The organism is Pontibacter vulgaris, assembly GCF_022758145.1.
GTDB lineage: Bacteria > Bacteroidota > Bacteroidia > Cytophagales > Hymenobacteraceae > Pontibacter > Pontibacter vulgaris.
The window spans coordinates 103,825-126,470 of the sequence record NZ_JAJVDH010000003.1 but is presented as its reverse complement, the minus strand read 5'-3'; the positions used below and the strand labels follow the sequence as shown (position 1 = coordinate 126,470).

Here is a 22,646-nt window from a genome sequence, read left to right as displayed (position 1 = left end):
CAGGTTAAAAGGTATAAAAAATACGTACGTAATAAATTAATCTTTAACAATATACAAACTTAACTGCATGAACGGAAGCTTCTGCAAATAGCACTATCGGGAGAATAAAATCTGATTTTTGTATTTAATAGAGGCTAAAGAAACTTTCTGAAGCAACTGTGCAGTTACACGGTATTAACTAGAGTAGCTTATGACAATGTATAACAGGTGGTATCACCCATACGATATAGATGAAAAGTATAATAAGCGGGTTGCTTATTTCAGCATGGAGTTTGGCATTGATCAGGCTCTTAAAACATACTCTGGCGGCCTTGGCTTTCTGGCCGGTTCGCACATGCGCAGTGCTTTTGACCTGCGCCAGAATGTGATTGGCATTGGCATGTTGTGGAAGTATGGCTATTACGACCAAGAGCGTAACCCTGACCAGACCATGCGGGCTCACTTCCAGAAAAAGTATTACGCCTACCTGGAGGACAGCGGCATTACGGTTCGGGTAGATGTAAATAACCACTCGGTTGCTGTTAAAGCCATGGTTCTGAAGCCTGAAACTTTTGGAACGGTGCCTTTATACTTCCTTACAACAGATATCCCTGAAAACGATCACCTTGGCCGTACCATTACTCATAAACTATACGACCCTGAGCCGATGGCTCGCATCGCACAAAGCATTGTACTGGGTATTGGTGGCGCAAAAGTAGTGGAGGCCCTGGGCGGTGCTGATATTTACCACATGAACGAAGGCCATGCTTTGCCGCTTGCTTTCCATTTATATGGTAAATTCCGGGATGTGAATGAAGTGCGCAAGCATATGGTATTTACAACCCACACACCCGAAAAAGCTGGTAACGAGGAACATGATATACACCTGTTGCATAACATGAGCTTTTTTAACGGTTTGCCGTTGGAGGAAGCCCGGAAGATTACCGGTATGCATGGCAATATGTTCGATTATACGTTGGCAGCACTCAGGTTATCAAAAGTTTCGAATGGGGTATCGCAGCTGCATGGCGAAGTGGCCCGCCAGATGTGGTACGGCAACGAAGGCGTGTGCGAGATCAAGTCAATCACCAACGCCCAAAACGTGCCTTTCTGGATGGACCGCAACCTTGCCCAGGCCCTGGAACACAATAACCACGATGCGCTCGTGTACCGTAAAACCGAGATGAAAAAGCCCCTGTTTGATGAAATTGCAGACCAGACCGGGAAAATTTTCAGGCCGGATGTGCTTACCATCGTATGGGCCCGCCGGTTTGCGGCCTATAAACGTGCCGACCTGCTCTTACATGACCTGGAGCGCTTTTTTGCCCTGATAAATAACCAGGATCGTCCGGTGCAGGTAGTATGGGCAGGCAAACCATATCCATATGATTATGGTGCCATCCATGTGTTTGATAAACTGGTAAAGCTCTCGCATCGGCAGCCAAATTTTGCCGTACTTACCGGTTACGAAATCAATCTGTCGAGAATGCTGAAACATGGTGCTGATGTTTGGCTGAATACGCCGCGGCGCCCACGCGAGGCATCAGGTACTAGTGGTATGACGGCAGCCATGAATGGCGCCATTAACTTCTCAGTACTGGATGGCTGGCTGCCCGAATTTGCACAACATGGCGAAAACAGTTTTGTACTTCCAGTAGTTGATACCCATCTGCCTGATGCTGTGCAGGACGAAACCGATTACCATAATATGATGCGTATTCTGGAGCAGGAAATACTCCCGATCTACTACCATGACAGAGGCCGATGGCTGGAGATAATGAAAAACAGCATGCGCGATGTTGTTCCTCATTTTAGCTCCGACCGCATGGGCCACGAGTATTACGAACAGCTTTATAACTATTAATGTAAGTATAACCGGCATTGCTTTAAAGTATAAGCCCGCTGTAACAAAGTTACAGCGGGCTTATTTATGTAATCACTTTTACAGAGATCCGAATGTCCTTATACTTTATTGTTCAACCACTTTTATCAAAGAGCCTGCTGTCAGCCTGTCGTCCAGGCGCATGCCGTTAAGTATAGCTAGTTCCTCCAGGCGTTTGCTTGGTATGTTGTAACTCTGCAAGGCCTGCCCAAGTGTGCCGTTGGCTTTCAAAGTTTTAATGCGAACACGTTCAGGCTTTCGGTTTATCTTTTCCTGATCGGTTAACTGCTTAAAGTTTTGCATGGTGCCGCTGAATAGCGGGAAATAGCTGTTGAAATTATCGGAGCTTGTAACCCCAATCATCGCATAGTTATTACCGCCATACTGTATCAGGTACGTTAGCGTACGAACAACCTGTTGCTGCTGCTGTTGTTGTTGCTGTTCAGATTTCTGGTCGGCAACTATGGCAAGGGCAGGTAAGCCATTTACTGTGGTGCTCTTAGACTCGATTGGCTGAAGCTGGTACTTTTGCAACAGTTGTTGGGCGCTGGATTCAAGCGTTCCTGCAGGTGCCAGGGTTAATAGCATCATGGCTTTACCATCTTTCGGAGCCATTTGTACCTGCTGTGGCGTATTCTGGTAACCCCAGGCTGTTGGTATCGGGAACTGGAATTTCAGCTCAGGGTGGTAAAATATATTGTTCTCAACAAAGCCCTGTTTAGGATCTTCGCCATAAATAATCCCGTCAATCAACTTCAGGTAATTGTTGCGGTCTACTTCCGGGTTGGTCACATTCAGCTTTTTCTGCCAGTCGGTGGCCAGTTGGTGTACGGTAGTATAGCGGTTAGCCGGGTTAGGGTGCGTAGACAGGAATTCAGGTATTTCGCCTTGTCCGCTCTGTGCGCTCTGGCGCTCCAGCGTCTGGAAAAAATCTGCCATCTGGTGCGCATCGTATCCTATTTTAGTTGAATACTCTACACCCAGTTCATCAGATTCACGTTCGGCATCGCGTCCAAATTTCAGGAACAAAAGGCCGAGGCCCTGCGAGGCTACATCGCCAAACTGGGCAAACTCCGGAGATATTACCATACCTACCACCAGGCCGATTTGCGCCAGCACCGATTTACTTTGCTGCTGTGCCGAGTGGCGTGCGGCAATGTGGCCTATCTCGTGGCCAAGTACGCCTGCAAACTGTGCCTCGTTGTTAAAATGTGCCATTATACCGCGGGTAAAGTATACATAACCGCCGGGTACGGCAAATGCATTTATTACAGGCGAATCTACAATCTTAAATTCATACTTGAGGTTGCTTCTATGCGAAACAGCTGCCATTTTCTGGCCTTTCTCGTTTATGAAGCGCTGCATGGCATCGTTCTGGTATAGCCCGAATTGTGCTACAATTTCAGGGTCGGCTTGCTGGCCCATTTGTATTTCCTGCGCTTCCGACATGAGCATAACGTCTTTTTTACCTGTTACCGGGTTGGTGGAGCAGGAGTTTAAAGACAGGAAAGCCGCTAGCATAAAGCAGCCTAACGTATATTTTTTCATCGTTTTAGTGGTTATGATCCCAAGCTGAAAACCCAATGTGAAGTACACATCTTGAGATGCTTATATATCTCATTGCAACGATTTAGCAACTGATAAGTTGCAAACCGTGTTGCACCGGATTTTAACAAGGATTAGGAAGGAGAGAAAGTAGTATTATGTAGAACCACCCGAAGGTAAATCCAGACCATCAGGTTAATTTAATAACCTGATGGTCTGGATTTACAGTAATACAATAATCCTGATAAAGTATAGAATCGGGAAAATTTAAAGAGTTTCAGTCAGCGCTTTAAAAGAGTTTATCGGTTTGCCTTAGCAGTAACGCCGGGTTTTACAGCTACCGGACGCATCACTATGTTTTTAACTTTGGAGTTTTTCCTCGCGGCTGATAATGCCTGGTAAGCTAATCGTAGGTTTTTACTACACTTATAGTTGAAAAGATAGAAATGTTCGTTCTTGCCTTTGCCAAAAATCAGATAGAGACAATGGGTAGTGTTGCCAGAATGCGTAAGAGTTGTAACCTCAATTCGTGAAATGTCACTAAGCTGAAAAGTGACGCTTGGGGTACCGAAGGGTGCCGGTATATCTATAAACATCTCTTTATGTAACTAGAACTATAAATTAAGCGAAGATAATATAAACTCAGACACTGATTTTTAACTAATTGAGATTAATCAACTTGGCTGAGTATAAAATATTGATCCTGCCCTGCTTTATTTTTTAAAATTTACTTGTAAGCCGGGCAGGATCAAAAAAGAGTAATCTTATTTTTTAGCCTCGGTGTAGCGGCGCTCCACTTCTTTCCAGTTCACAACAGACCACCAGGCACTGATATAGTCAGGGCGTTTGTTTTGGTAACGCAGGTAGTAAGCATGCTCCCAAACGTCAAGGGCCAGTACGGGCGTGCCTTTAACCGGGGCAATATCCATTAATGGGTTATTCTGGTTTGGCGTGCTGGTTATTTTTAGTTTACCATCCTGTTGTACAACCAACCAGGCCCAACCGGAGCCGAATCGTTTAGCAGCTGTGTCGGCAAAAGCAGTTCTGAATTTATCCATACTTCCGAAATTCTCTTCAATCACTTTTGTGAAAGCTGCAGAAGGAGCAGGCGCCTTTGGGGCCATTATCTGCCAGAAGAAAGAGTGGTTGTAATGCCCGCCGGCATTGTTGCGCACAGCCGGCGAATATTTTGAAACAGAAGCGAGAATATCAGCTAAAGTAAGCTTTTCAGCATCAGTACCTTTTATTGCTGCATTCAGGTTGTTTACATAACCGGCGTGGTGCTTGCCATGGTGTATTTCCATGGTTTGTTTATCTATGGCTACTTCCAGGGCATTAGTGGCGTAAGGTAGCTCAGGTAACTTAAATTGTGCAGATGCCGCATTTGCTAATGCGAATGCCATAACGGGTGTTAACAGCAGGGTTTTGATTTTCATAGTGTAAGTAACTGTATAGGTAATTTAAATATACTATATCGCAATATAGTATCTATGTGCCTTATCCCCTAACCCTTTTCAGAAAAGGCTATTATTAATATTACCTATTTATAGGATTTATACTATACACATGGCGCTCGGCCTAAATAACAGCGGTTTATATGTTATGGTTAGCAAAAAATTATGCATATTGTTCAACTTTAAATCTGTTTTCCGTTTAAAGTAATTAAATGTAACACCTTATGCATACAAGCCCATGGAAACGTTAATCGTAGGCCTGGTGCTGGCGCTATACGGCATTGCTTACATGGTATACTACCTGTATGGCCATGAAAAACCGTCTCGCAAGCATTATGACCATTACTGGTAACCCCGGTTCGCATATTTAATTTCTTTAACCGCACTCGGTACAAAAGCCTGGCATACCCTTCCGGAATCTTATCCGGGAAGGGTGCTTTTGTTTATATAACTTATAAATGCCGCTTGCTTAAAACTCCTGACCGCACCTGCCATCCTGTTTCGTGCTAAGACACTGTGTTCCTCACCTGGGCTAGCTTAAATATATTTAACTTATTAAATGCACCGGCGCCATGGCATCACCTTATATAAAACTGTTCAGTGAAATAAGCTATGCAGATATAAGCCAGGTAGGAGGTAAAAATGCCTCATTAGGCGAAATGTATAACCAACTGCAGCCGTCAGGCATACAAGTGCCTGACGGTTATGCTTCTACTGCTGCTGCCTACTGGCATTTCATTGATCATAATAACCTGCATCAGAAACTCAGCCCTTTACTTGCATCCCTGAACACTCATGATTTTAGTAACCTGGCAACCGTAGGGGAGCAGGCGCGTCAGCTTATACTTCAGGGCGTAATGCCTGAAGCTTTATGTGCAGCTATTGAGCAGGGCTATACTTACCTGAAACAAAAATACGGGGATACTATATCGCTTGCTGTACGCAGCAGCGCAACGGCCGAAGATTTGCCAAAGGCAAGCTTTGCCGGTCAGCTGGAAACTTTTCTGAACGTTTCCGGGCTGGATAATTTACTAAATGCCTGCCACTACAGTTATGCTTCCCTGTTTACCGACAGGGCCATCAAGTATAGATTCGATAACGGCTTTGAACATATGAAAGTAGCCTTGTCGGTGGGCATACAGGTAATGGTGCGCTCTGATAAAGCCTGCTCCGGTGTTATGTTTACTCTTGATCCGGACACTGGATTTGAAAACGCAATTATTATCTCAGGTTCCTGGGGATTGGGTGAAAACGTGGTGCAGGGCGCCGTAAATACAGACGAATTCATCGTTTTCAAACCTTTACTCGGGAAAGTAAAACAACCTATTATATCGCGCCGGCTGGGGAGTAAGGCTAAAACTATGGTTTATGCCGAAGCAAGGAGTGGCCAACTGCAGCATCCTGCAGACGCGATAGTAAACACAGATACGGCACCCGAAGAGAGAGAAAAGTATGTACTTCAGGATAATGAGGTAATACAACTGGCTGACTGGGCCGCTAAAATAGAAACTCATTATAACCAGCCCATGGATATTGAGTGGGCAAAAGACGGATTAACAGGCGGAATATACATTGTGCAGGCAAGGCCGGAAACAGTACAGAGCCAGCGCAAAAAGCACCTGGTATTTACGGAGTATAAACTGCAGGATAAAGGCAACGTTTTATGTAAAGGAATCGGGCTCAGTAGCCGCATTATTACCGGTATAGCCCGGGTACTGAATTCGCCTAAAGAAATAGACAAATTAAAGGAAGGGGATGTTTTAGTAACGCGAAAAACCGATCCTGACTGGGACCCTATACTTAAAAAAGCCAGCGCCATCATTACCGACCAGGGTGGGCGCACCAGCCACGCTGCCATAGTTGCAAGGGAAGTTGGTGCCGTAGCCGTACTGGGCACCGACAATGCGACAACTGCTATTGCAGATGGGCAGGTAGTTACCGTATCTACTGCCGATGGAGAAACAGGTTATGTATACGAAGGCAAACTGAACTGGACCGAAACCAGCACCGACCTTGGTATGCTTGAGAAGCCAAAAACAAAAGCCATGCTTATACTTGGCGACCCGGAACAGGCTTTTAAATTCTCCTTTCTGCCCACAGATGGCGTAGGGCTTATGCGCATGGAGTTTATCATCAACAACTCTATCCAGATACATCCCATGGCACTCAAGCATTTTGATAAGTTAACTGATCCTGCAGCACACCAAAAGATTGAAGAGCTCACGCACCATTACGCCAATAAAGAAGATTATTTTGTTTATAAACTGGCCGAAGCCACGGCTATAATAGCAGCGGCTTTTTACCCGAAGGATGTAATTGTGCGCATGAGTGATTTTAAGTCGAATGAGTACGCCAACCTGGTAGGTGGGCGCCAGTTTGAGCCAGACGAATCGAACCCGATGATCGGTTTTCGGGGGGCATCCCGTTACTATCACCCTTTGTATGAAGAAGGCTTTGAACTGGAGTGCCGGGCTATGAAGAAGGTGCGGGAAGAAATGGGATTTGAAAACGTTAAGCTCATGATACCATTCTGCAGAACTTTGGATGAAGCGATAAAAGTGATAGACAGAATGGCCAGGTATGGGCTTAAACGTGGTAAGAATGGCCTTGAGCTTTACGTGATGGTGGAGATACCAAGCAACGCACTATTAGCCGAAGAGTTTGCAGCCTTGTTTGATGGCTTCTCCATAGGATCCAATGATCTTACGCAACTTACCCTGGGTGCTGACCGTGATTCCGGCTTGCTGAGCGATATCTTTACACCTTTTGACCCTGCCGTGCAACAACTTATTGTAATGACTTTGCGGAAAGCACAAAAAACAGGTACCAAAACAGGCCTCTGCGGGCAAGCTCCCAGCGATTATCCGGATTATGCTGCTTTTTTGGTAGAGAATGGCATTGATAGTATTTCCTTTAATCCGGATGCCTTCATTCGTGGGGTAGAAAACATACTTGCCTCAGAGAAAAAAGTGCAGGCAAAACAGGCTGATCCGGAAAGAGAAAATCAAAAGTATACACTATAAAAGACTCGTTTCTGAATTCATACCTGGCTTATACTTTTAATTTTCTTAAGTCTCTTTAAACTAAATAAGTATAGCTTCGGCCAGCAGCTTATCTACAGAAATTGCATTTGAAAAATGTGGGATGGTGTTGCAGGTTACAATTGCTGCTGCGCCAGCCTGCACCAGATTTTCGTAAGCTCCTCCTGCAAAAACAGCATGCACACCGATACATACAGGCTTCTGAATTGTAAGCTGTTTAAGATGCTGTATGGTTTCAATCATGGTATGCGCAGTAGAAATAATATCGTCTACCAGTACGGGCGTATGGTTAGTATAAGCTGCTAATTGTGGTTGCGAAACCTGCACGTTTTCATCGCCAAGGCGCGTTTTATGTAGTACCAGATAAGGGGCGCCGGCTAGTATGGCCACTTCTTTTACCCATTGCATACTTTCTTCGTCGGGGCCTATAAGTATAGGTTTGGATACATGCTGTTGCACCCAACTGGCCAGGAGCGGTGCCGCATGCAAGGCGCGTGCAGGTATAGTATAAAGCTCACTTATAGTATGAAAGCGGTGCAGATGAGGATCTATGGTAATGAGGCTGTCAGCTATACTTTCGATGAGTCGGGCAAAGTAGCGGGACGTGACAGCTTCGCCTTGTTTAAACTGTTTATCCTGGCGCATGTAAGCCAGGTAGGGCGCAACCAAACAAATATCAGTTGTGCCCTGCTCACGTAGCGTTTGTGCCAGCAAGTATAAAGGCAGGAATTTAGTATCCGGGTGATGGAGTGTGCAGACCAGTACAACAGATTTTGCTTTCACATCAGATAGCACACGTACATAGGATTCGCCATCCGGGAAATGCCGGATCTCGGTTTCGCCAAGTTCTGCACCAAGTATAGCCGCCAACGATTGCGTTAACGTTTCGTTTCCTGGCAATGAAAAGAAGACTTTCTTCATCTTTCAGAATCAATTTGAATAACATCGTTAGTGCTGTTCAGAAAGCTTAAAGCATAATTAAGCTCGCCCTGCGACTCGGAATAAATAGTAAATAATGGCTGGCCCAGCTGAACACGGCTTCCGATAGGAGCTTTAAAATGAATGCCGGATCCCGGCGATTTTGGCGCACCTGCCAGCTTGGCAATTTTCGCCAACCTGCGGTTATCAATTTTTGTTACGATGCCGTTGCTCATGGCAGGCACATGATGGTAAAGTCGGGCATGTACAGGTTCCTTAAAGCCACCTTGTGCATCGCAGATCCTGTAAAACTTAGCTAATGCCTCGCCGCTCTCCAACAGCTGTTGTGCCTGTATTATACCATTGCCTTTTGGAGCGACATTTGCAATTTCCAGCATCAAACCCGCCAGTTTTAAAGCACGGTTCCGCAGGTCTGGTGGCGCATTGGGCTCGTTGCGAAGAACAGCCAGTACATCCTGGGCTTCCAGGGCTGGGCCAATGCCTCGACCAACAGGCTGAGAGCCATCAGTAATGAGCACCTCAACCTCAAGGCCGATAGATAAGCCAACTGCACGGAAGTAATACTCAAGCAGGAACGCTTCTTCTTTAGTTCGCACTTTAGCCGTATCGCCAACCGGAATATCGATTATAGTATGAGTAGAGCCGGCAGCTGCTTTTTTAGATAACACAGACGCTATCATCTGCCCTGCACTGTCTACGTCAAGCGCCTTTTCAACGTAAATAATAATGTCATCGGCAGGGCTTATTTTAACTGCGCCACCCCAAACCATACATCCGCCTTCTTTTCTTACCACATCCTGAATCTGTTCTAAGGTTAAATCAACAGGGGTCATGGTTTCGATCACATCGGCGGTTCCGGCCGGGGAGGTAATAGCTCTTGATGAAGTTTTGGGTATCGTGAGTCCGGCAGCAGCAATAATGGGTACAATGATAGGGGTTGTGCGGTTGCCCGGCAGCCCGCCAACACAATGTTTATCTATGATCAGCGGTTTTGGCCAGCTTAGCATAGAGCCGGAATTTATCATGGCCTTTGTCAGGTAAATAACTTCGTCCAGGGCCAGGTTATCGCCGGAACAAACCGTTACAAACGCTGCAATTTCGATGTGGGAGTAATAGCCTTTTGTGATGTCCGAAATAATAGATTGCAGTGCATGCTCGTTAAATTTTTTGTCGAACATTTTGGCCCGCACATCACTGAAAGAAAGTATTGGACGCAGGTGAACAACCGTTATCAGATCGCCTTCGCGCGCCTTCAAGCGCTCAAATGCATACTCAGAGAGAGAGGCCTCACCATCCTGCAGCAAACCCGATGTGATCACGTTCAGAGTCGCAATTATACTTCTGCCTTCAAAACTAACAACAACGCGGGTGCTTGCTGTAAAGCCTTCGGAGCGACAAATCTGTGAGTCGAATCGCACAAATATGATGTTCTCGCTGTGGGTGTCTATCCCTAATTTACGAAGCTTAAGGATATTGCTGTATTGCTCTGGCATACTTTACACTTTGGTACTTAAACGATTTTGCGCGAGAGTGAAGTAAAAAAGATAGCTGATAAGTATAAAAACAGGTTTATACTTCGCTGTGGCCGCAAAGATTCCTGACTTCTTTCAGAATGTTCTCTAACCGGTTTTGCTTGATGCCGGCCAGTAGCAGTAATTGTTTGTTATGCAGCAGCTCTTTGCAAAGCACCAGGCGCTGCTCAAGAAGTTGCTGTTTTTCTGTATGCGTAAGCGAGGTGAGGCAGGTAAGCGGATATAGTTCAAATGAGTTTACAAAATCTTTCAGGCTGCCATTGGCAGGATAGTCCCAACCCATCAGCTGCATTTTCATGCAGTTGCCATACCGCACAGCATCATCGGTGAAGCGGGTATTTGTTACGACCCAACTTTTGTGAAAACGCACTTCAAATTCTTCTTCCGACAGCTGTACTTTCTCTATATCCTTAAACCTCGACTGAATATACATCGGTATCTTGACATCGCTTTTAATGCCGCTCAGGTTATGAAACTTGCACTCGATCATGTGTGTGAAACCGTCTTTAACAGCAATTATATCAATTTCGTGGCGGTTACAATGCCCGTCTACGAACACACCAATACGTGTGGCATAGCCTTGAACTTTCAATATTTCGGCAACAAATTTTTCGAACGGAAACCCCGAAGGGCCCAGTTGCATAATGCCTTGTTTTAAACTATAGCGGGCTGCCGTTGGCTTAGAAAGTGACTTAAGTATACTAAAAGCCTGGCGATAAATTCTTTTGGTGGGAATCCCTTCATACAACGTGGGCTCAAGTTGCCGCAGCACTTCCTGCACCATAGCAGCATTGGCGCCAGACCTGCGCAAGGAGGAACTTAGCTTATGAACCGAAAAGGGGACTTTTTCGCCAGAAGATTTTGTAACATCAAGTTGTTCTCTTGAATCAGCCATAGTATAGTTTTAACACAGCCAGAGATGTATTTATACTTGCCCGCAGCTTTTGTTTATACTTTCAATATTGAAGCGAAGTATAGGTTTGCTATAAAAGTCAAGTTGCTGTATTACACAGGAATATCTTACGTATTCTTTAAGAATTTACAGATAGAAAAGCTCTTGAATTTTAGGTTATACTATGGTCAGACAGAAGTATAAAAAGAAAAAGCTGCCTGAATTCTACTCAGGCAGCTTTTTAATCCAGTTATTAAACTATAAAGTTTTGCTGTTAGCAGTTACCGTTAATATCGCAGGAACCGCCTTCGGCTTTAATTTCCTCAAATGCCGGGGCCGCTTGCGGAAATACCTCTAAAAAAGTAGCGGCTGGCTGTGCGCCGCTCACCAGGTACTTTTCGTTGAAGATAAAAGCAGGAACGCCTTTTATTCCGGCTTGCTGCGCCCAGGCTTCCATTTCGCGAACTTCCTTTTTACCTTCTTCGCTTTCGAAAAAGCCTTCCAGCTTTTCAGCTGGTATACCGTTGGCAATACCGGTTTCCTTAAGCAAAGCAATATCGTTCACGTTATCGCCTTCTGTAAAATTACTTACAAAAAGCGCATTTACCACTTTTTCCTGCACACCATATTGGTCGGCAAGCCAGATAAGCCTGTGGCCGTTAAATGTATTGCTCAGACTGGTGGCTTTGTCGAAATTAAACTCGATGCCTTCTGCTCTTCCTGTTTCGGTCATGCGCTTGTTCATGTCGCCAAGCTGGCTCAGAATTGCAGGCCCGTAGCTGTTGGTAAAGTATTCCTCTTTGCTCTGGCCTTCCTGCGGAATATTCGGGTTCAGTTCGAAAGGCTTGAAGTATACTTCAAAATCATAGTTGCTGCCGGCAGCTGCCATAGCGCTTTTCAAGCGTTGTTCGCCAATGTAGCACCAGGGGCAATTAATGTCGGAAACAACGTCTATTTTTATTTTTTTCTTACTCATTTCGCTCAACTCAAATTAGTTACTGCAATAAACTGCTATTTTTTTAAACGGATTGCAGCTAAAACTGGTGCTTAGGCCTGCTTCACTAACTGCACTTCGCAATGCAGTCTGATCTCATCGCTTACTACTACGCTTCCGGCTTCGGTTACGGCATTCCAGGTCAGCCCGAATTCTTTTCTGCTGATTTTGCCATCAACCGTAAAACCTGCTTTTGTTTGTCCGTAAGGGTCTACTACAGTGCCACCAAATTCTACATTCAGGGTAACAGGTTTCTTCACGCCTCTGATGTTTAACTCGCCATACAGTTTATAAGCATCGCCGGCCTGCTCATACTTAGTACCTGTAAATACAAGCTGCGAGTGGTTTTCCGCATCAAAAAAGTCTGCTGATTTAAGGTGCGTGTCGCGCTGTTCGTTATTGGTGTAAATAGAGTCTATATCTGCTGTAAACTCAATGCGTGAAGCCGTTGTAAAGTCATCGCCTTCGGTTTCTACTTCCAGGTTAAATGTCTTGAAATAACCTGTCACAGTAGTAATCATCAGGTGTTTTACTTTAAACTGAATTTCGCTATGCATCGGGTCTATTACCCATTTTGTTAACTCTGCCATGGTATGTATACTTTAATTTTGTTTAATTCTGATTTACGATTTACAAATGTACAAACATTTAATGTATATACATTTAAAATTGCATAAATGTTTCCTTTTACCAGAAATTGATATTAAAGTTGAGCTGGAGTAGCGGGTATAAAGTATAAATGGGAATAGGTATGGATGTTTTGTAAATGACTGATTAACAAGCTGAAAATGTATAAAAAACAAAAGCCGCATACATGTGCAGGCGGCTTTTGTTAAAAAAGAATTTTAGGAGGTTTATTTCTCCATCGCTTTCGGGTTGATGAAGCTTTTCGCCAGCTTGTTAAGCTTAGTGTCGGCGTTTTGCTCTTCCTTAAGTGTTTCGTTCAGTAATTGGGCCGCCTCTTTGTGGCCTAAACGTTCTGCAAAGTGGGCTGCTGTGCCGTAACCGGAAATTTCGTAATGCTCGATGCGTTGTGCGGAAGCGATCAGGCCGGCATCTTTTGTTTCTGGCGTAGCATCTTCGTCTATCATGTCTTCGCCTTCTTCGATCAGGCCTTCCATGGCTTTGCATTTCATGCGGCCCGGGCTAATGCCCATCAACTCGCATACTTTTTCGATGCGCTCTTTCTGGACTTTGGTTTCTTCCAGGTGCATTTCAAAAGCCTGCTTCAGTTTTGGGTCGGCTGCTTTTTTGGCCATTTTAGGTAAAGCTTCCAGTAATTGCTTTTCAGCGCTGTATAGATCTTTCAGTTCATGGAGGAATAGCTCTTCCAGGCTCTTTAATTTGCTCATAGCTTAAATTTCTATAGTTATGTATTTGTATTGTGCTTAGCCTATACGCAGATATGCCCACCCGGATCGGTTCTCAAGTATAAAAAGCCATGTATTTTACTAAGCTGCTCTGCCAGACTGGCTTTTAAAATTGCCATAGGATATTTCTATTACCTCCACTTGTTCTTCATTACGACCTAATTTCAGACTGGCTGTTTGCCCTACATGTAAGCCGGTTACAGCTCTTGCAATAGGCGCAACAAAAGCTATAAGCCCGTCTGCTACAGAGGCTTCGTCTACGCCTACAATGGTAAAAGTACGTAACGTGCCTGGTTTGCCTCCGCTGAGTGTTTTCAATGTGACTTTTGCTCCAAAACGTACTTCATCCTGTGGCTGAATCTGCGGATCTACAACTTTGGCGTTTGCCAATCTTGCATTCAAGGCGCTGATCCTGCCATTAAGGATGGTTAACTGGCGTGTACGATCTGCTTCGTCTTCTCGGTTAGCCTCTGTGCGGGTACGCTCAGCTTCCAGCTCGCTCATTTCGTTGCGTAGCAGTTCCAGGCCACGCGGGGTAACATAATTAGGTGTGCCCGGTGGCAATGCTGCCCGCGGAGGTATAATCGGCGGTTGTCCCGCATCATCTTCTTTAACAAATGCTCTGCTCATAGTTGTTTTTAACGGAGGCAAAAGAACGGGGTTAGCGGCAGGCTATAAAGAAGCATAAAGTTTTTATGGTAAGTTGCTGAGTTATATCATACTTCTATTAAGAGCAAGTTTTATACTTTTTAATTTTTGAACTATAAGAAGTTGATTAAGAGTTCTGAATCAGGTTTCTTTGTAAAATATGCAATTGTACATCACATCCCTTAATTCTGGAAGCAACGGTAACTGCTACTACATCGGCAACGACCGTGAGGCAATTTTAGTGGATGCAGGTTTATCTTGCCGCGAAACAGAACAACGCATGGCGCGCTTGGGACTGTCGATGCACAAAGTGCGGGCTATTTTTGTGTCGCATGAGCATTCTGACCATATCCGGGGCATTCCGGTGCTGGCTAAAAAGTACCGCTTGCCGGTGTTTATTACAGACTACACGGCACAATATGCCCGCATGGATTTTGGTAACCTGATCCTGATTCCTTTTGAGGCGCATGAGCCGATAGAAGTTGGCGGGCTTACAGTAACAGCTTTCCCGAAGCTGCATGATGCTGCCGATCCGCATAGTTTTGTAGTTGCTTATAAAAACCTGAAAATTGGTGTTTTCACAGATATAGGCGCGCCCTGCGAACAGCTTATTCATTATTTCCAGCAGTGCCATGCAGCTTTTTTGGAGGCTAATTATGATGATGAAATGCTGCAAAACGGTTATTACCCATACCATCTGAAAAGACGCATCAGTGGGGGTAAGGGGCACTTGTCAAACAAGCAGGCATTGGCAGTTTTCGAAACGTATAAGCCTGACTTCATGAGTCATGTGTTTTTATCGCACCTCTCCAAAGATAATAACTGTCCGAATCTGGTAGAAGAACTCTTTACAAAGTATGCAGCAGGTACCAAAGTTGTAGTGGCATCACGCTACAAAGAAACTCCTGTTTATACTTTGAGCTGTTCCGAAGAATCACAATCAGACGAAATACTGGTTAGCTTTAAACCAAAAGCTGTAAAGACAGAAGCCAAAGACCAGCAGCTGAGCCTGTTTTTTTAATCAATTCTTTAGCAGTTTATACTTCTCCCATTTCCCGGTAATATATCTTACATCAGGTAATTCCTGTATCTGGCCATCGGCTGATCCATTCTGGTAACAGCAAATTTTGCATCTCTTCCTGAAGTATAACTGAGTTTATACTTTGGTGACCTCTATGTACAGTACAAAGTATAAGAAAAAGTGCAATAGCTTCTTCTTTTCCGGTCCCATGTGCGTATACTATTTGCTGGCTACTGCCGTTAAAGCATCATTTAGTTGCATATAAGTAAGCCGCATTGGTAGTATCTTAATTCAGGAGGGGCGGTGCAAATAGTTTTATCTCTTTTTTAAGGCACGTTTTGTGCTCTAAAACCTTATTTACGTTTTCATAGTATTGCCGAACGGCTAATAAATATAAAATGCATGCTTCTAAAAAAGTTTGTGCGTAGCTCCTGTTTGCTACTACTCCTCGTGCTATTTGCCTTAACCGCTTGCTTTAAAAAGCAGTCTGGCAACGAAGAAACCGAACCAACTACTACACCGGCACAAGTTGAAAAACCTGCTGAAACCACAAAAGCCCCGGCAACTACAACACCGGCAGAAACTACTGCTCCGTCCAAAGTGAACGTGAATGTATACCTGGAGATCTCGAATGGCATGAAAGGCTTTATGCCAACACCTGCAGCGGGTAAAGAAGCCACTACGTTCCAGAACAACCTCAACAAACTGATCTCTGAAGTGCAGGACGGGCGCTATGTGGCCAACAAAGGATTTTACCTGGCGAAAGAAGATGCTCAAAGCCGCCCGGTGCTGGATAGCGTGTCGTACAATACCATGAAAAGTTATATCGTTAGTGGTATCAAAGATGATGTGCGTGGCACTCCGCTTCCGTCTTTATTACAATCGGCTTTAAATAAGTCAATTGAGCAGGGGGCAGTAAGTGTCATCATTTCAGATTTTATACATGGCCCGGACCCGCGCGACCAGGGGCAGTTTATTTCTTTAGATTCGGATATCAGGAGCAGCCTGAGAGAGGCCGAACACCAGGGACTGGCCATTGCTATACTTGCCAATTCATCCCCGTTTTATGGCACTTACCATCCGGCTGTAAAGAAACCGGAGCTACGTAGAACCCTGAACGGTGAGGAGATTCCGTATTATATCTGGGTGATAGGCAAGCAGCAGGAAGTGCAGGTGGTAACCAATAAAGTACTCCGTAACCTTCCGGCCCAGCAGGCATACTTCGGCTTTGAGTATAAGTCTATACCTTTTTCAGCCTTGCTGAAAGAGAAGCAGTTTAAACCAGCCGGCGTAGTATACTGCAGCAGCCGAAATGCAGACCCATGTACTTCGGTTAACCTGCAGCCGGAGAAGAAAGAGCCGGTAGAATTTACAATTGGCTTTGACCTGAGCGGGCTGCCAATGTCGATGCAAAGTATAGATTACCTGAAAAAGAATCTGAAAGTAACCAGTACAGGCAGCAGGCCAACTATAGTTTCGGTTACAGCCGCCGACGAAAGTATAAAAGCCACACCTGACCTGGCTAAGTATAGCCATTTTGTACGCATACGTGTGCCAGAACTTACAGCCAACTCCGGTACCATCTCCGTGCAATTGCCGCAGGTTACACCAACTTGGATCACGAGCTGGTCTACCGACAATGATAACAACCCGGCGGCGGCTCCGAAAAAGACATACCAGTTAACCAAGATAATTGATGGCGTTCAGGCACTTTACCGCGACCAGAGCGACTTCGTTTTTAATGCAACCATACAATTTAACAAAGCAGACTAACACCCATGATACAAAAGTTTTTCTCCGGACTTTACGAACTGTTTTTAGGCCGGCCGATCCCCGCAAACTTCACCAACGATTACCGTGAAGTCGTTTTCCCGAACACCGGGCTGATGCTGTTCATCATTACACTGGCAATCGTGATCATCTATTATTATGTATTGAACCGCGCTATGAGCACTGGTTTGTACAAGCCGCGCCACTGGGTCATGTTCCTGATTCTGAACGCCATCATTGCGTTTATTATACCAATCTCGCAGGTAAATGGCAACGAAATTGAGACCCACTCTTATACTTATATGTTCGCTTTTGTGAACGTGATATACAGTATCATCCTTTTCTTCGTTTTCTCTATACTACTCAAAAGGGGATCCGTGCAGGCATGGACAACCCCTATGAAATGGCCCAATAAAAAATAACTATGGCAAAGCTTTTTGTATTCGGAATAGGTGGCACCGGTTCCCGCGTGATCCGTTCGCTGGTCATGCTGATGGCCGCAGGTGTCAAAATTCAGAACTGTGATAAAATAGTACCCATCATCATCGACCCCGACACCCAGAACGGTGACATGAACCGCACCGTGGAGCTGCTTAAAACTTACAAGCACATCCACGACGCATTAGGCCGCCGCGACGAAGGTTTCTTCCACGCGGATATCAGCACACTCTCAAGTATAGCCGGCGATGGCACTGCTAAAATTAGAGACAGTTTTGTGTATGATTTCGGTGGGATCAACAAGCCGTTTAAAGACCATGTAGGCTACAACCAATTAGATATCGAAAGCCAGGCATTGATCGACCTTTTGTTTACCCCCGAGAACCTGAACAACAGCCTCGATGTGGGTTTCCGTGGTAGCCCGAACGTGGGCAGCGTAGTGCTGAACGAGATCATCGATTCTCCTGAAATGCGGTTCTTCGCGTCGAACTTTCAGCCCGGCGACCGTATCTTCTTTGTGAGTTCGATCTTCGGTGGTACAGGTGCAGCTGGTTTCCCGCTGCTGCTTAAAAACTTTAAAGATAGCCGCACCACCTTGCCAAATGCTGCCAGCCTGAATACAGCACTGACAGGCGCAATGGTAGTGTTGCCATACTTCTCTTTGGAGCAGCCGGCTGCGGGCGTAGAAGCAGATTTTATCGATTCTAATACTTTCACCACAAAGGCAAAAGACGCGCTTTCCTATTACCAGAACCACCTGAATGGTGTTAATGCAGTCTACTATATGGGTGATAACCCGGACAAGCCGATGGAGAATAACCCAGGCCGTGCCAGCCAGAAAAACGACGCGCACCTGGTAGAATTACTCAGCGCGTTGGCTATAGTTGATTTCATGGATTACTCGGATAATGAGCTTTCGGGCAACGAAGTATACCACGAGTATGGCCTGCGCGAAGATGTAAGTAATGTACAGTTCTCGCACCTCGATAGTGAGACCCGTGACCGTATTGCCAAACAACTGATCCGTTTCCATTACTTCGAGCGCTACTACACCACACACTTACCCGGCGACGAACAGGCTGCTTATGCGAAAGGTGTAGACCTGACAGGCGCTATCCGTAACGAACCTGTGTTTAAAGAACTGAATAAATTCTTAGCAAACCCGGAGTTTGGTTACCAGTCGTGGTTGCGTGAGTTGGGTCGTAAGGAGAGAACCTTTGCTGCGCTTAACCTGAACGAAACAGACTTCAACCGCATGGTATCGGATAAGCAGATAGAGACCGGCTTCCTGAACAAAGGGATTCACCAGGGATCTTTCGTGAAAGAGCTAAACCGCGCTTCCGAATCCATTTCTGACCGCGATGCTTTCAAGGCAACTATAAAAGCCTTCGAAACTGCGACCAAAAACCTGGTGGAAGAAAAACTAAAGTATAGCTAAGTATAAAGTATAAATGTGATTAAAGGGCCAGAAGCCCAGCTATAGTTAGTCACGAGCGAAGACGCTCGCGCCATAAAAGGCAAACAATACTTAATCAAACTGAAACAAACATGCCGAAAGTACTTCGTCTACATAAAACCGGATCAAACGTGGAAGGCTGGGCCAAAACCAGCCAGATCACAAGCACCGAGATCAAAGATATTACCGATGGTGCCGGTGGCAGAGCCCTTAAAATAAATGCCTCCATACCTACGCCGTTTGCCCGAATGCACCTGTTCGAGACCGCTTTCGATTTTGTGAAGCGCGGTGTGGCAGGCAACAATACCAATACTGTTTACCACAAGTTTGTGACGCATTTCTGGGATTTATGGGAATTGCTCTATAACCACCAGAGTTACGCGCAAGCTGGCAACAAAATCATCATCCGCCGCTGGAACAAGCACCAGCAATTGGGTGCCATGCAGTCGAATCCGAACACGAGCTTGCTGGGCCGCACACTTGAGTTGTTCATGAACGACAGCCGCTTCCAGGGCATTGATGATATTTTCCTGATCTTCTTCGAATCGACCACACCACGTGGCGACCGACACATGCAACTGATTGGCGGTACATCACCACTAACCTTCCTGTTTGTGGCTCCGAATGTGCAGCCGCTAAGTATAAACCGTGCGCAAAACATCGGTACCTATTTCGATCATAACTATGTGTCGCTGGAGGATCGCGAACAGGATTTTAGGGAGTATGTGCACAAGCTGTTTGTATCCAACCCTGCCATGATCCAGGCATTTCCGGCGGTGTATAATTCATTGGATGAGAACCTGCTGCGCAAGATTAATATGGCCGGTAATGTAGGGCAGAATGCCATTGCTTCTGAATATCTGCAACTGGTAGATTTCCAGCAGAACCCGGTGCATGTCGGCCACCTGAACTTTTTGGTAAAGAAAGACCAGACAGCCGTTACGAGCAGCGATCTGTTCATTCGCCCAACCCATACCGGTTTTGCAGGCGAGCGACCAATCGTACTGAAGCCTGAATTGCGACTGGCACCCAACATCAAGTATGTAAACAACCTTGCGTGGCCGGTAAATACGGTGGTAGGTTATTACGATGAAAAACCACTGGAGAACCGTTCACTTCCGGGAGTAGGCTTCAACTACCCATATTTAACTATCAACGACCTGCTGCAGGAAACGCTGGTGCAGGTGCCTTACGAAGTAAACACAGACCGTTTCTACAGCGGCACAGTTGTTTATCAGCCGGGCGTAACGGATAAGTCATTTAACTATCTGCTACCGATCACGAGTTTATACTTCCAGTTTTTCACGCCGGAAGACCTGGCCAACCACCTGACCTTCCACATCGATGTGAACCATGTGCGGGTAACCCTGAACGTGCCAACAGAGAAAGGAAACGTGGTGTATGAGCGCAGTTATTACGACAACCCGCTGAACTCGAAAGACGCACACGGCAACGTGATTCCGGAGAAAGGCCATATCCTGAAATCCAGAATTGGCTTGGGTGTGTTCCCGTTTTACAAGTTCACCGATGCGGTGCAGTACAACGACTTTTACAAAGTAATGCTGGTAGACGAGGACATTGATCCCCTGCTAGTTAACAAGAACCATTCGCTCAATTTCTTTGTAGGTGGCAAGCAACTGGAAGCCGGTGGCGGTATTATTTCAGCTACAGCCCACAAGCGCACCAAGAAAAGCAACAGCAGCGCTGGCAGTACTTACTACGAGATCCGTGGCACGCACTTCGATGTGGCGGAGTTTACCCATGCCGGACTAGATTTTGTGGGCAAAGCGCTGATCGTACCGAAGTTCGAAGAGAAGCAGCAGGGCATTCATAACTTCACCTTTGCCATAGACTTCGGAACTTCAAACACGCACATTGCTTATACTTCGGGCTCGAACCAGCCGCCGCGTGAGTTCTCCATTACAGCCAACGACCAGCAACTGGTCATGCTTAACAAGCCTTCCGAAGATCCTGCGCTAACGGATTACCAGCGTTTCCATAAACGTGGATTTGGTAGATTGTTTGCCGTAGAAACCTTGCTGAAGCGCGAATTTATACCTTTGATTATCGGCTCCGGTGGCTCCTTGTATAACTTCCCGACCCGTACGGCTACCTGTGAGTCTATCGACTTCGAGAACCAGATAACCAACCTGTTCGGCAACATCAACATTGGCTTCTCGATCAACACTGAAGGCACGCACCAGGACCAGTACAAGCAAACCTACCACACCGACCTGAAGTGGAGCGAAACGCTGACCAATACCGGTAAGCGTCGTATCGAAGCGTTCTTCACCGAAATCATGCTGCTTATCAAAAACAAAGTAGTGTTGAACAACGGCAATGTGGCAAGCACTAAGATCGTATGGTTTGCACCGCTGAGCTTTGATGAATATTCCCGTAACATGTTCCAGAACGTGTGGGATACCGTTTATAACAACGTCTTTAAAAACGGGCGAACTACGGTTTGTATAACCGAATCAGTAGCGCCATTCTATTTCCTGTCCAGAACAGGTGCCGTGGTGCCGAGCCAGGACGAGAACCTGATAAACGTGGACATTGGCGGCGGAACAACCGATGTGCTGTTGTTCACCAACCGCAGACCTTCGCACAGTTCATCCTTCCGTTTTGCCGGTAACGACCTGTGGGGCGATGGGTTTGCTACTGTAAAAACCAGTAAAGACAATGGCCTGCTTCAGTATGGCGTGGACCACGTGTTGCGTATTCCGCTTACCGAAGAAGGGCGCGAGTATCGCAAGTTCCTGGAAACTGCACTTGATAACCCGGACTTTAATTCAGCCGATATCAGCGCTTTACTGTTCAGTTATGATAAAGAGTTAAACTATAGTTCGCAGCTACTGCAGGCGCGCCAATTACGACTCATGTTCTACCTGCATTTTGGTGCTATTATGTATCATTTGGCGCAGCTGGTGCAGCAGTTGAACGTGAAAGTGCCGCGCTACATTTCGTTTAGTGGTCGTGGTAGTTTATACATCAAGCTGCTGAGTGCAGGTAATAACCTGTCGAATGTGGAGCGCTATGCCAAAGCTATTTTCCATAAAGTAACAGGGCAGGAGCCGCCGGCTAACTTCAAACTGGTGCTTGTAGATAATCCGAAGCAGGTTACTGCTAACGGTGGTGCGATGGCTCTGGAAGGAACAGACCTGAACGACCTGACCAACATCCCGATCATGAAGCCGACCGGTTCAGCTAACATGGCAGACGCGCTAACTCCGGTAACCAAAACGCAGATCACAGGTCAGCTAAGACAGGAAGTGATGGACAACGTGATGAACTGCCTGACCATGCTACTGGACGATCCGGATATTTCGCCGCTGATGCGCACGATGGGCGTGGAAGTGGACCCAATACGTGTGCTGGATTTTATGCGTATGAACCTGCAGGATAGCTATACCATGGTGCTGGAAGATACGGTTCGTGGCCTGACAGATCGCGAGCAGCTGCACGAGACCATGTTCTTCATGCCGCTGAAGCAGTCGCTATACTTGCTGTCTAAGGAACTGTACAAGCAACAGGCGCAGGTAAGTGCTATCTCATAAAGTACATGAACTCAGAAGTATAAAATCAACCATTCTCAACTATAGTTAGGGTGATTGATTTTATACATGAAAGCAGGTTCTGATTTAAGATAATATTACTTCTTATTAAGTATAAACATCATTGATAA

The 22,646-nt window shown here is 45.7% G+C and carries 16 protein-coding genes; 7 read left to right on the top strand and 9 right to left on the bottom strand.

Translation table 11 applies throughout. The features are described from left to right. Positions 1-190: 190 nt before the first annotated feature. Positions 191-1,843 (top strand): alpha-glucan family phosphorylase, encoded by a 1,653-nt coding sequence (gene glgP, locus LWP20_RS05930; RefSeq protein WP_242927205.1) that lies wholly within the window; start codon positions 191-193, stop codon positions 1,841-1,843. A 105-nt stretch (positions 1,844-1,948) separates the two neighbouring features. Here the strand turns inward: glgP and LWP20_RS05925 are convergent, their stop codons facing one another. Beyond that, complete coding sequence (locus LWP20_RS05925) at positions 1,949-3,409, bottom strand: M48 family metalloprotease (RefSeq protein WP_242927204.1); 1,461 nt, start codon at positions 3,407-3,409, stop codon at positions 1,949-1,951. Positions 3,410-4,170: 761 nt separating this feature from the next. Continuing rightward, positions 4,171-4,809 (bottom strand): superoxide dismutase, encoded by a 639-nt coding sequence (locus LWP20_RS05920; protein ID WP_242928015.1) that lies wholly within the window; start codon positions 4,807-4,809, stop codon positions 4,171-4,173. A gap of 623 nt (positions 4,810-5,432) precedes the next feature. On the opposite strand from LWP20_RS05920, the gene ppsA reads away from it, so the two are divergent. Next, positions 5,433-7,883, top strand: a complete 2,451-nt coding sequence (gene ppsA / locus LWP20_RS05915; protein WP_242927203.1) for a phosphoenolpyruvate synthase — start codon at positions 5,433-5,435, stop codon at positions 7,881-7,883. Positions 7,884-7,943: 60 nt separating this feature from the next. Here the strand turns inward: ppsA and LWP20_RS05910 are convergent, their stop codons facing one another. The 7 genes from LWP20_RS05910 to LWP20_RS05880 form a co-directional block, all read right to left on the bottom strand. Next, complete coding sequence (locus tag LWP20_RS05910; protein WP_242927202.1) at positions 7,944-8,822, bottom strand: ribose-phosphate pyrophosphokinase; 879 nt, start codon at positions 8,820-8,822, stop codon at positions 7,944-7,946. Continuing rightward, positions 8,819-10,333 (bottom strand): thymidine phosphorylase family protein, encoded by a 1,515-nt coding sequence (locus tag LWP20_RS05905; protein WP_242927201.1) that lies wholly within the window; start codon positions 10,331-10,333, stop codon positions 8,819-8,821. Before LWP20_RS05905 ends, LWP20_RS05910 begins: the two co-directional genes overlap by 4 nt. A 76-nt stretch (positions 10,334-10,409) precedes the next feature. Next, a complete protein-coding gene (locus LWP20_RS05900) occupies positions 10,410-11,267 on the bottom strand; it encodes a restriction endonuclease (protein ID WP_242927200.1) in 858 nt (285 codons plus the stop codon). Positions 11,268-11,538: 271 nt separating this feature from the next. Beyond that, a complete protein-coding gene (locus LWP20_RS05895; RefSeq protein ID WP_242927199.1) occupies positions 11,539-12,240 on the bottom strand; it encodes a DsbA family oxidoreductase in 702 nt (233 codons plus the stop codon). Positions 12,241-12,311: 71 nt separating this feature from the next. Next, on the bottom strand, positions 12,312-12,848 hold the full coding sequence (locus tag LWP20_RS05890; protein ID WP_242927198.1) for a YceI family protein: 537 nt from the start codon (positions 12,846-12,848) through the stop codon (positions 12,312-12,314). Positions 12,849-13,112: 264 nt separating this feature from the next. Further along, positions 13,113-13,610 (bottom strand): YciE/YciF ferroxidase family protein, encoded by a 498-nt coding sequence (locus LWP20_RS05885; RefSeq protein WP_242927197.1) that lies wholly within the window; start codon positions 13,608-13,610, stop codon positions 13,113-13,115. A 99-nt stretch (positions 13,611-13,709) separates the two neighbouring features. Beyond that, positions 13,710-14,258 (bottom strand): GreA/GreB family elongation factor, encoded by a 549-nt coding sequence (locus LWP20_RS05880; RefSeq protein ID WP_242927196.1) that lies wholly within the window; start codon positions 14,256-14,258, stop codon positions 13,710-13,712. A gap of 178 nt (positions 14,259-14,436) precedes the next feature. Here LWP20_RS05880 and LWP20_RS05875 point away from each other — a divergent pair, with 178 nt between their 5' ends. From LWP20_RS05875 to LWP20_RS05855, 5 genes are all read left to right on the top strand, one after another. Further along, positions 14,437-15,297, top strand: a complete 861-nt coding sequence (locus tag LWP20_RS05875) for an MBL fold metallo-hydrolase (protein ID WP_242927195.1) — start codon at positions 14,437-14,439, stop codon at positions 15,295-15,297. Between the two features lie 402 nt (positions 15,298-15,699). Beyond that, entirely contained in the window at positions 15,700-17,070 is a 1,371-nt protein-coding gene (locus LWP20_RS05870) for a hypothetical protein (protein ID WP_242927194.1), read from the top strand. A gap of 5 nt (positions 17,071-17,075) precedes the next feature. Further along, positions 17,076-17,489, top strand: a complete 414-nt coding sequence (locus tag LWP20_RS05865; protein ID WP_242927193.1) for a hypothetical protein — start codon at positions 17,076-17,078, stop codon at positions 17,487-17,489. A gap of 2 nt (positions 17,490-17,491) precedes the next feature. Further along, positions 17,492-18,943 carry a hypothetical protein gene (locus LWP20_RS05860; protein ID WP_242927192.1) on the top strand — a complete coding sequence of 484 codons (1,452 nt, stop codon included), beginning with the start codon at positions 17,492-17,494 and terminating at the stop codon, positions 18,941-18,943. A gap of 110 nt (positions 18,944-19,053) precedes the next feature. After that, positions 19,054-22,518: an acetate and sugar kinases/Hsc70/actin family protein gene (locus LWP20_RS05855; protein ID WP_242927191.1), complete on the top strand. Its 3,465-nt coding sequence runs from the start codon at positions 19,054-19,056 to the stop codon at positions 22,516-22,518. Positions 22,519-22,646: the final 128 nt, after the last annotated feature.

Excerpts from the sequence above, each read along its gene's own strand:
- LWP20_RS05910 (WP_242927202.1), bottom strand. The coding sequence starts at position 8,822 with ATGAAGAAAGTCTTCTTTTCATTGCCAGGAAACGAAACGTTAACGCAA.
- LWP20_RS05900 (WP_242927200.1), bottom strand. The coding sequence starts at position 11,267 with ATGGCTGATTCAAGAGAACAACTTGATGTTACAAAATCTTCTGGCGAA.
- LWP20_RS05905 (WP_242927201.1), bottom strand. The coding sequence starts at position 10,333 with ATGCCAGAGCAATACAGCAATATCCTTAAGCTTCGTAAATTAGGGATA.
- LWP20_RS05920 (WP_242928015.1), bottom strand. The coding sequence starts at position 4,809 with ATGGCATTCGCATTAGCAAATGCGGCATCTGCACAATTTAAGTTACCT.
- LWP20_RS05865 (WP_242927193.1), top strand. The coding sequence starts at position 17,076 with ATGATACAAAAGTTTTTCTCCGGACTTTACGAACTGTTTTTAGGCCGG.
- LWP20_RS05860 (WP_242927192.1), top strand. The coding sequence starts at position 17,492 with ATGGCAAAGCTTTTTGTATTCGGAATAGGTGGCACCGGTTCCCGCGTG.
- LWP20_RS05895 (WP_242927199.1), bottom strand. The coding sequence starts at position 12,240 with ATGAGTAAGAAAAAAATAAAAATAGACGTTGTTTCCGACATTAATTGC.
- LWP20_RS05880 (WP_242927196.1), bottom strand. The coding sequence starts at position 14,258 with ATGAGCAGAGCATTTGTTAAAGAAGATGATGCGGGACAACCGCCGATT.
- LWP20_RS05890 (WP_242927198.1), bottom strand. The coding sequence starts at position 12,848 with ATGGCAGAGTTAACAAAATGGGTAATAGACCCGATGCATAGCGAAATT.
- LWP20_RS05855 (WP_242927191.1), top strand. The coding sequence starts at position 19,054 with ATGCCGAAAGTACTTCGTCTACATAAAACCGGATCAAACGTGGAAGGC.
- LWP20_RS05870 (WP_242927194.1), top strand. The coding sequence starts at position 15,700 with ATGCTTCTAAAAAAGTTTGTGCGTAGCTCCTGTTTGCTACTACTCCTC.
- LWP20_RS05875 (WP_242927195.1), top strand. The coding sequence starts at position 14,437 with ATGCAATTGTACATCACATCCCTTAATTCTGGAAGCAACGGTAACTGC.
- glgP (WP_242927205.1), top strand. The coding sequence starts at position 191 with ATGACAATGTATAACAGGTGGTATCACCCATACGATATAGATGAAAAG.
- LWP20_RS05885 (WP_242927197.1), bottom strand. The coding sequence starts at position 13,610 with ATGAGCAAATTAAAGAGCCTGGAAGAGCTATTCCTCCATGAACTGAAA.
- LWP20_RS05925 (WP_242927204.1), bottom strand. The coding sequence starts at position 3,409 with ATGAAAAAATATACGTTAGGCTGCTTTATGCTAGCGGCTTTCCTGTCT.
- ppsA (WP_242927203.1), top strand. The coding sequence starts at position 5,433 with ATGGCATCACCTTATATAAAACTGTTCAGTGAAATAAGCTATGCAGAT.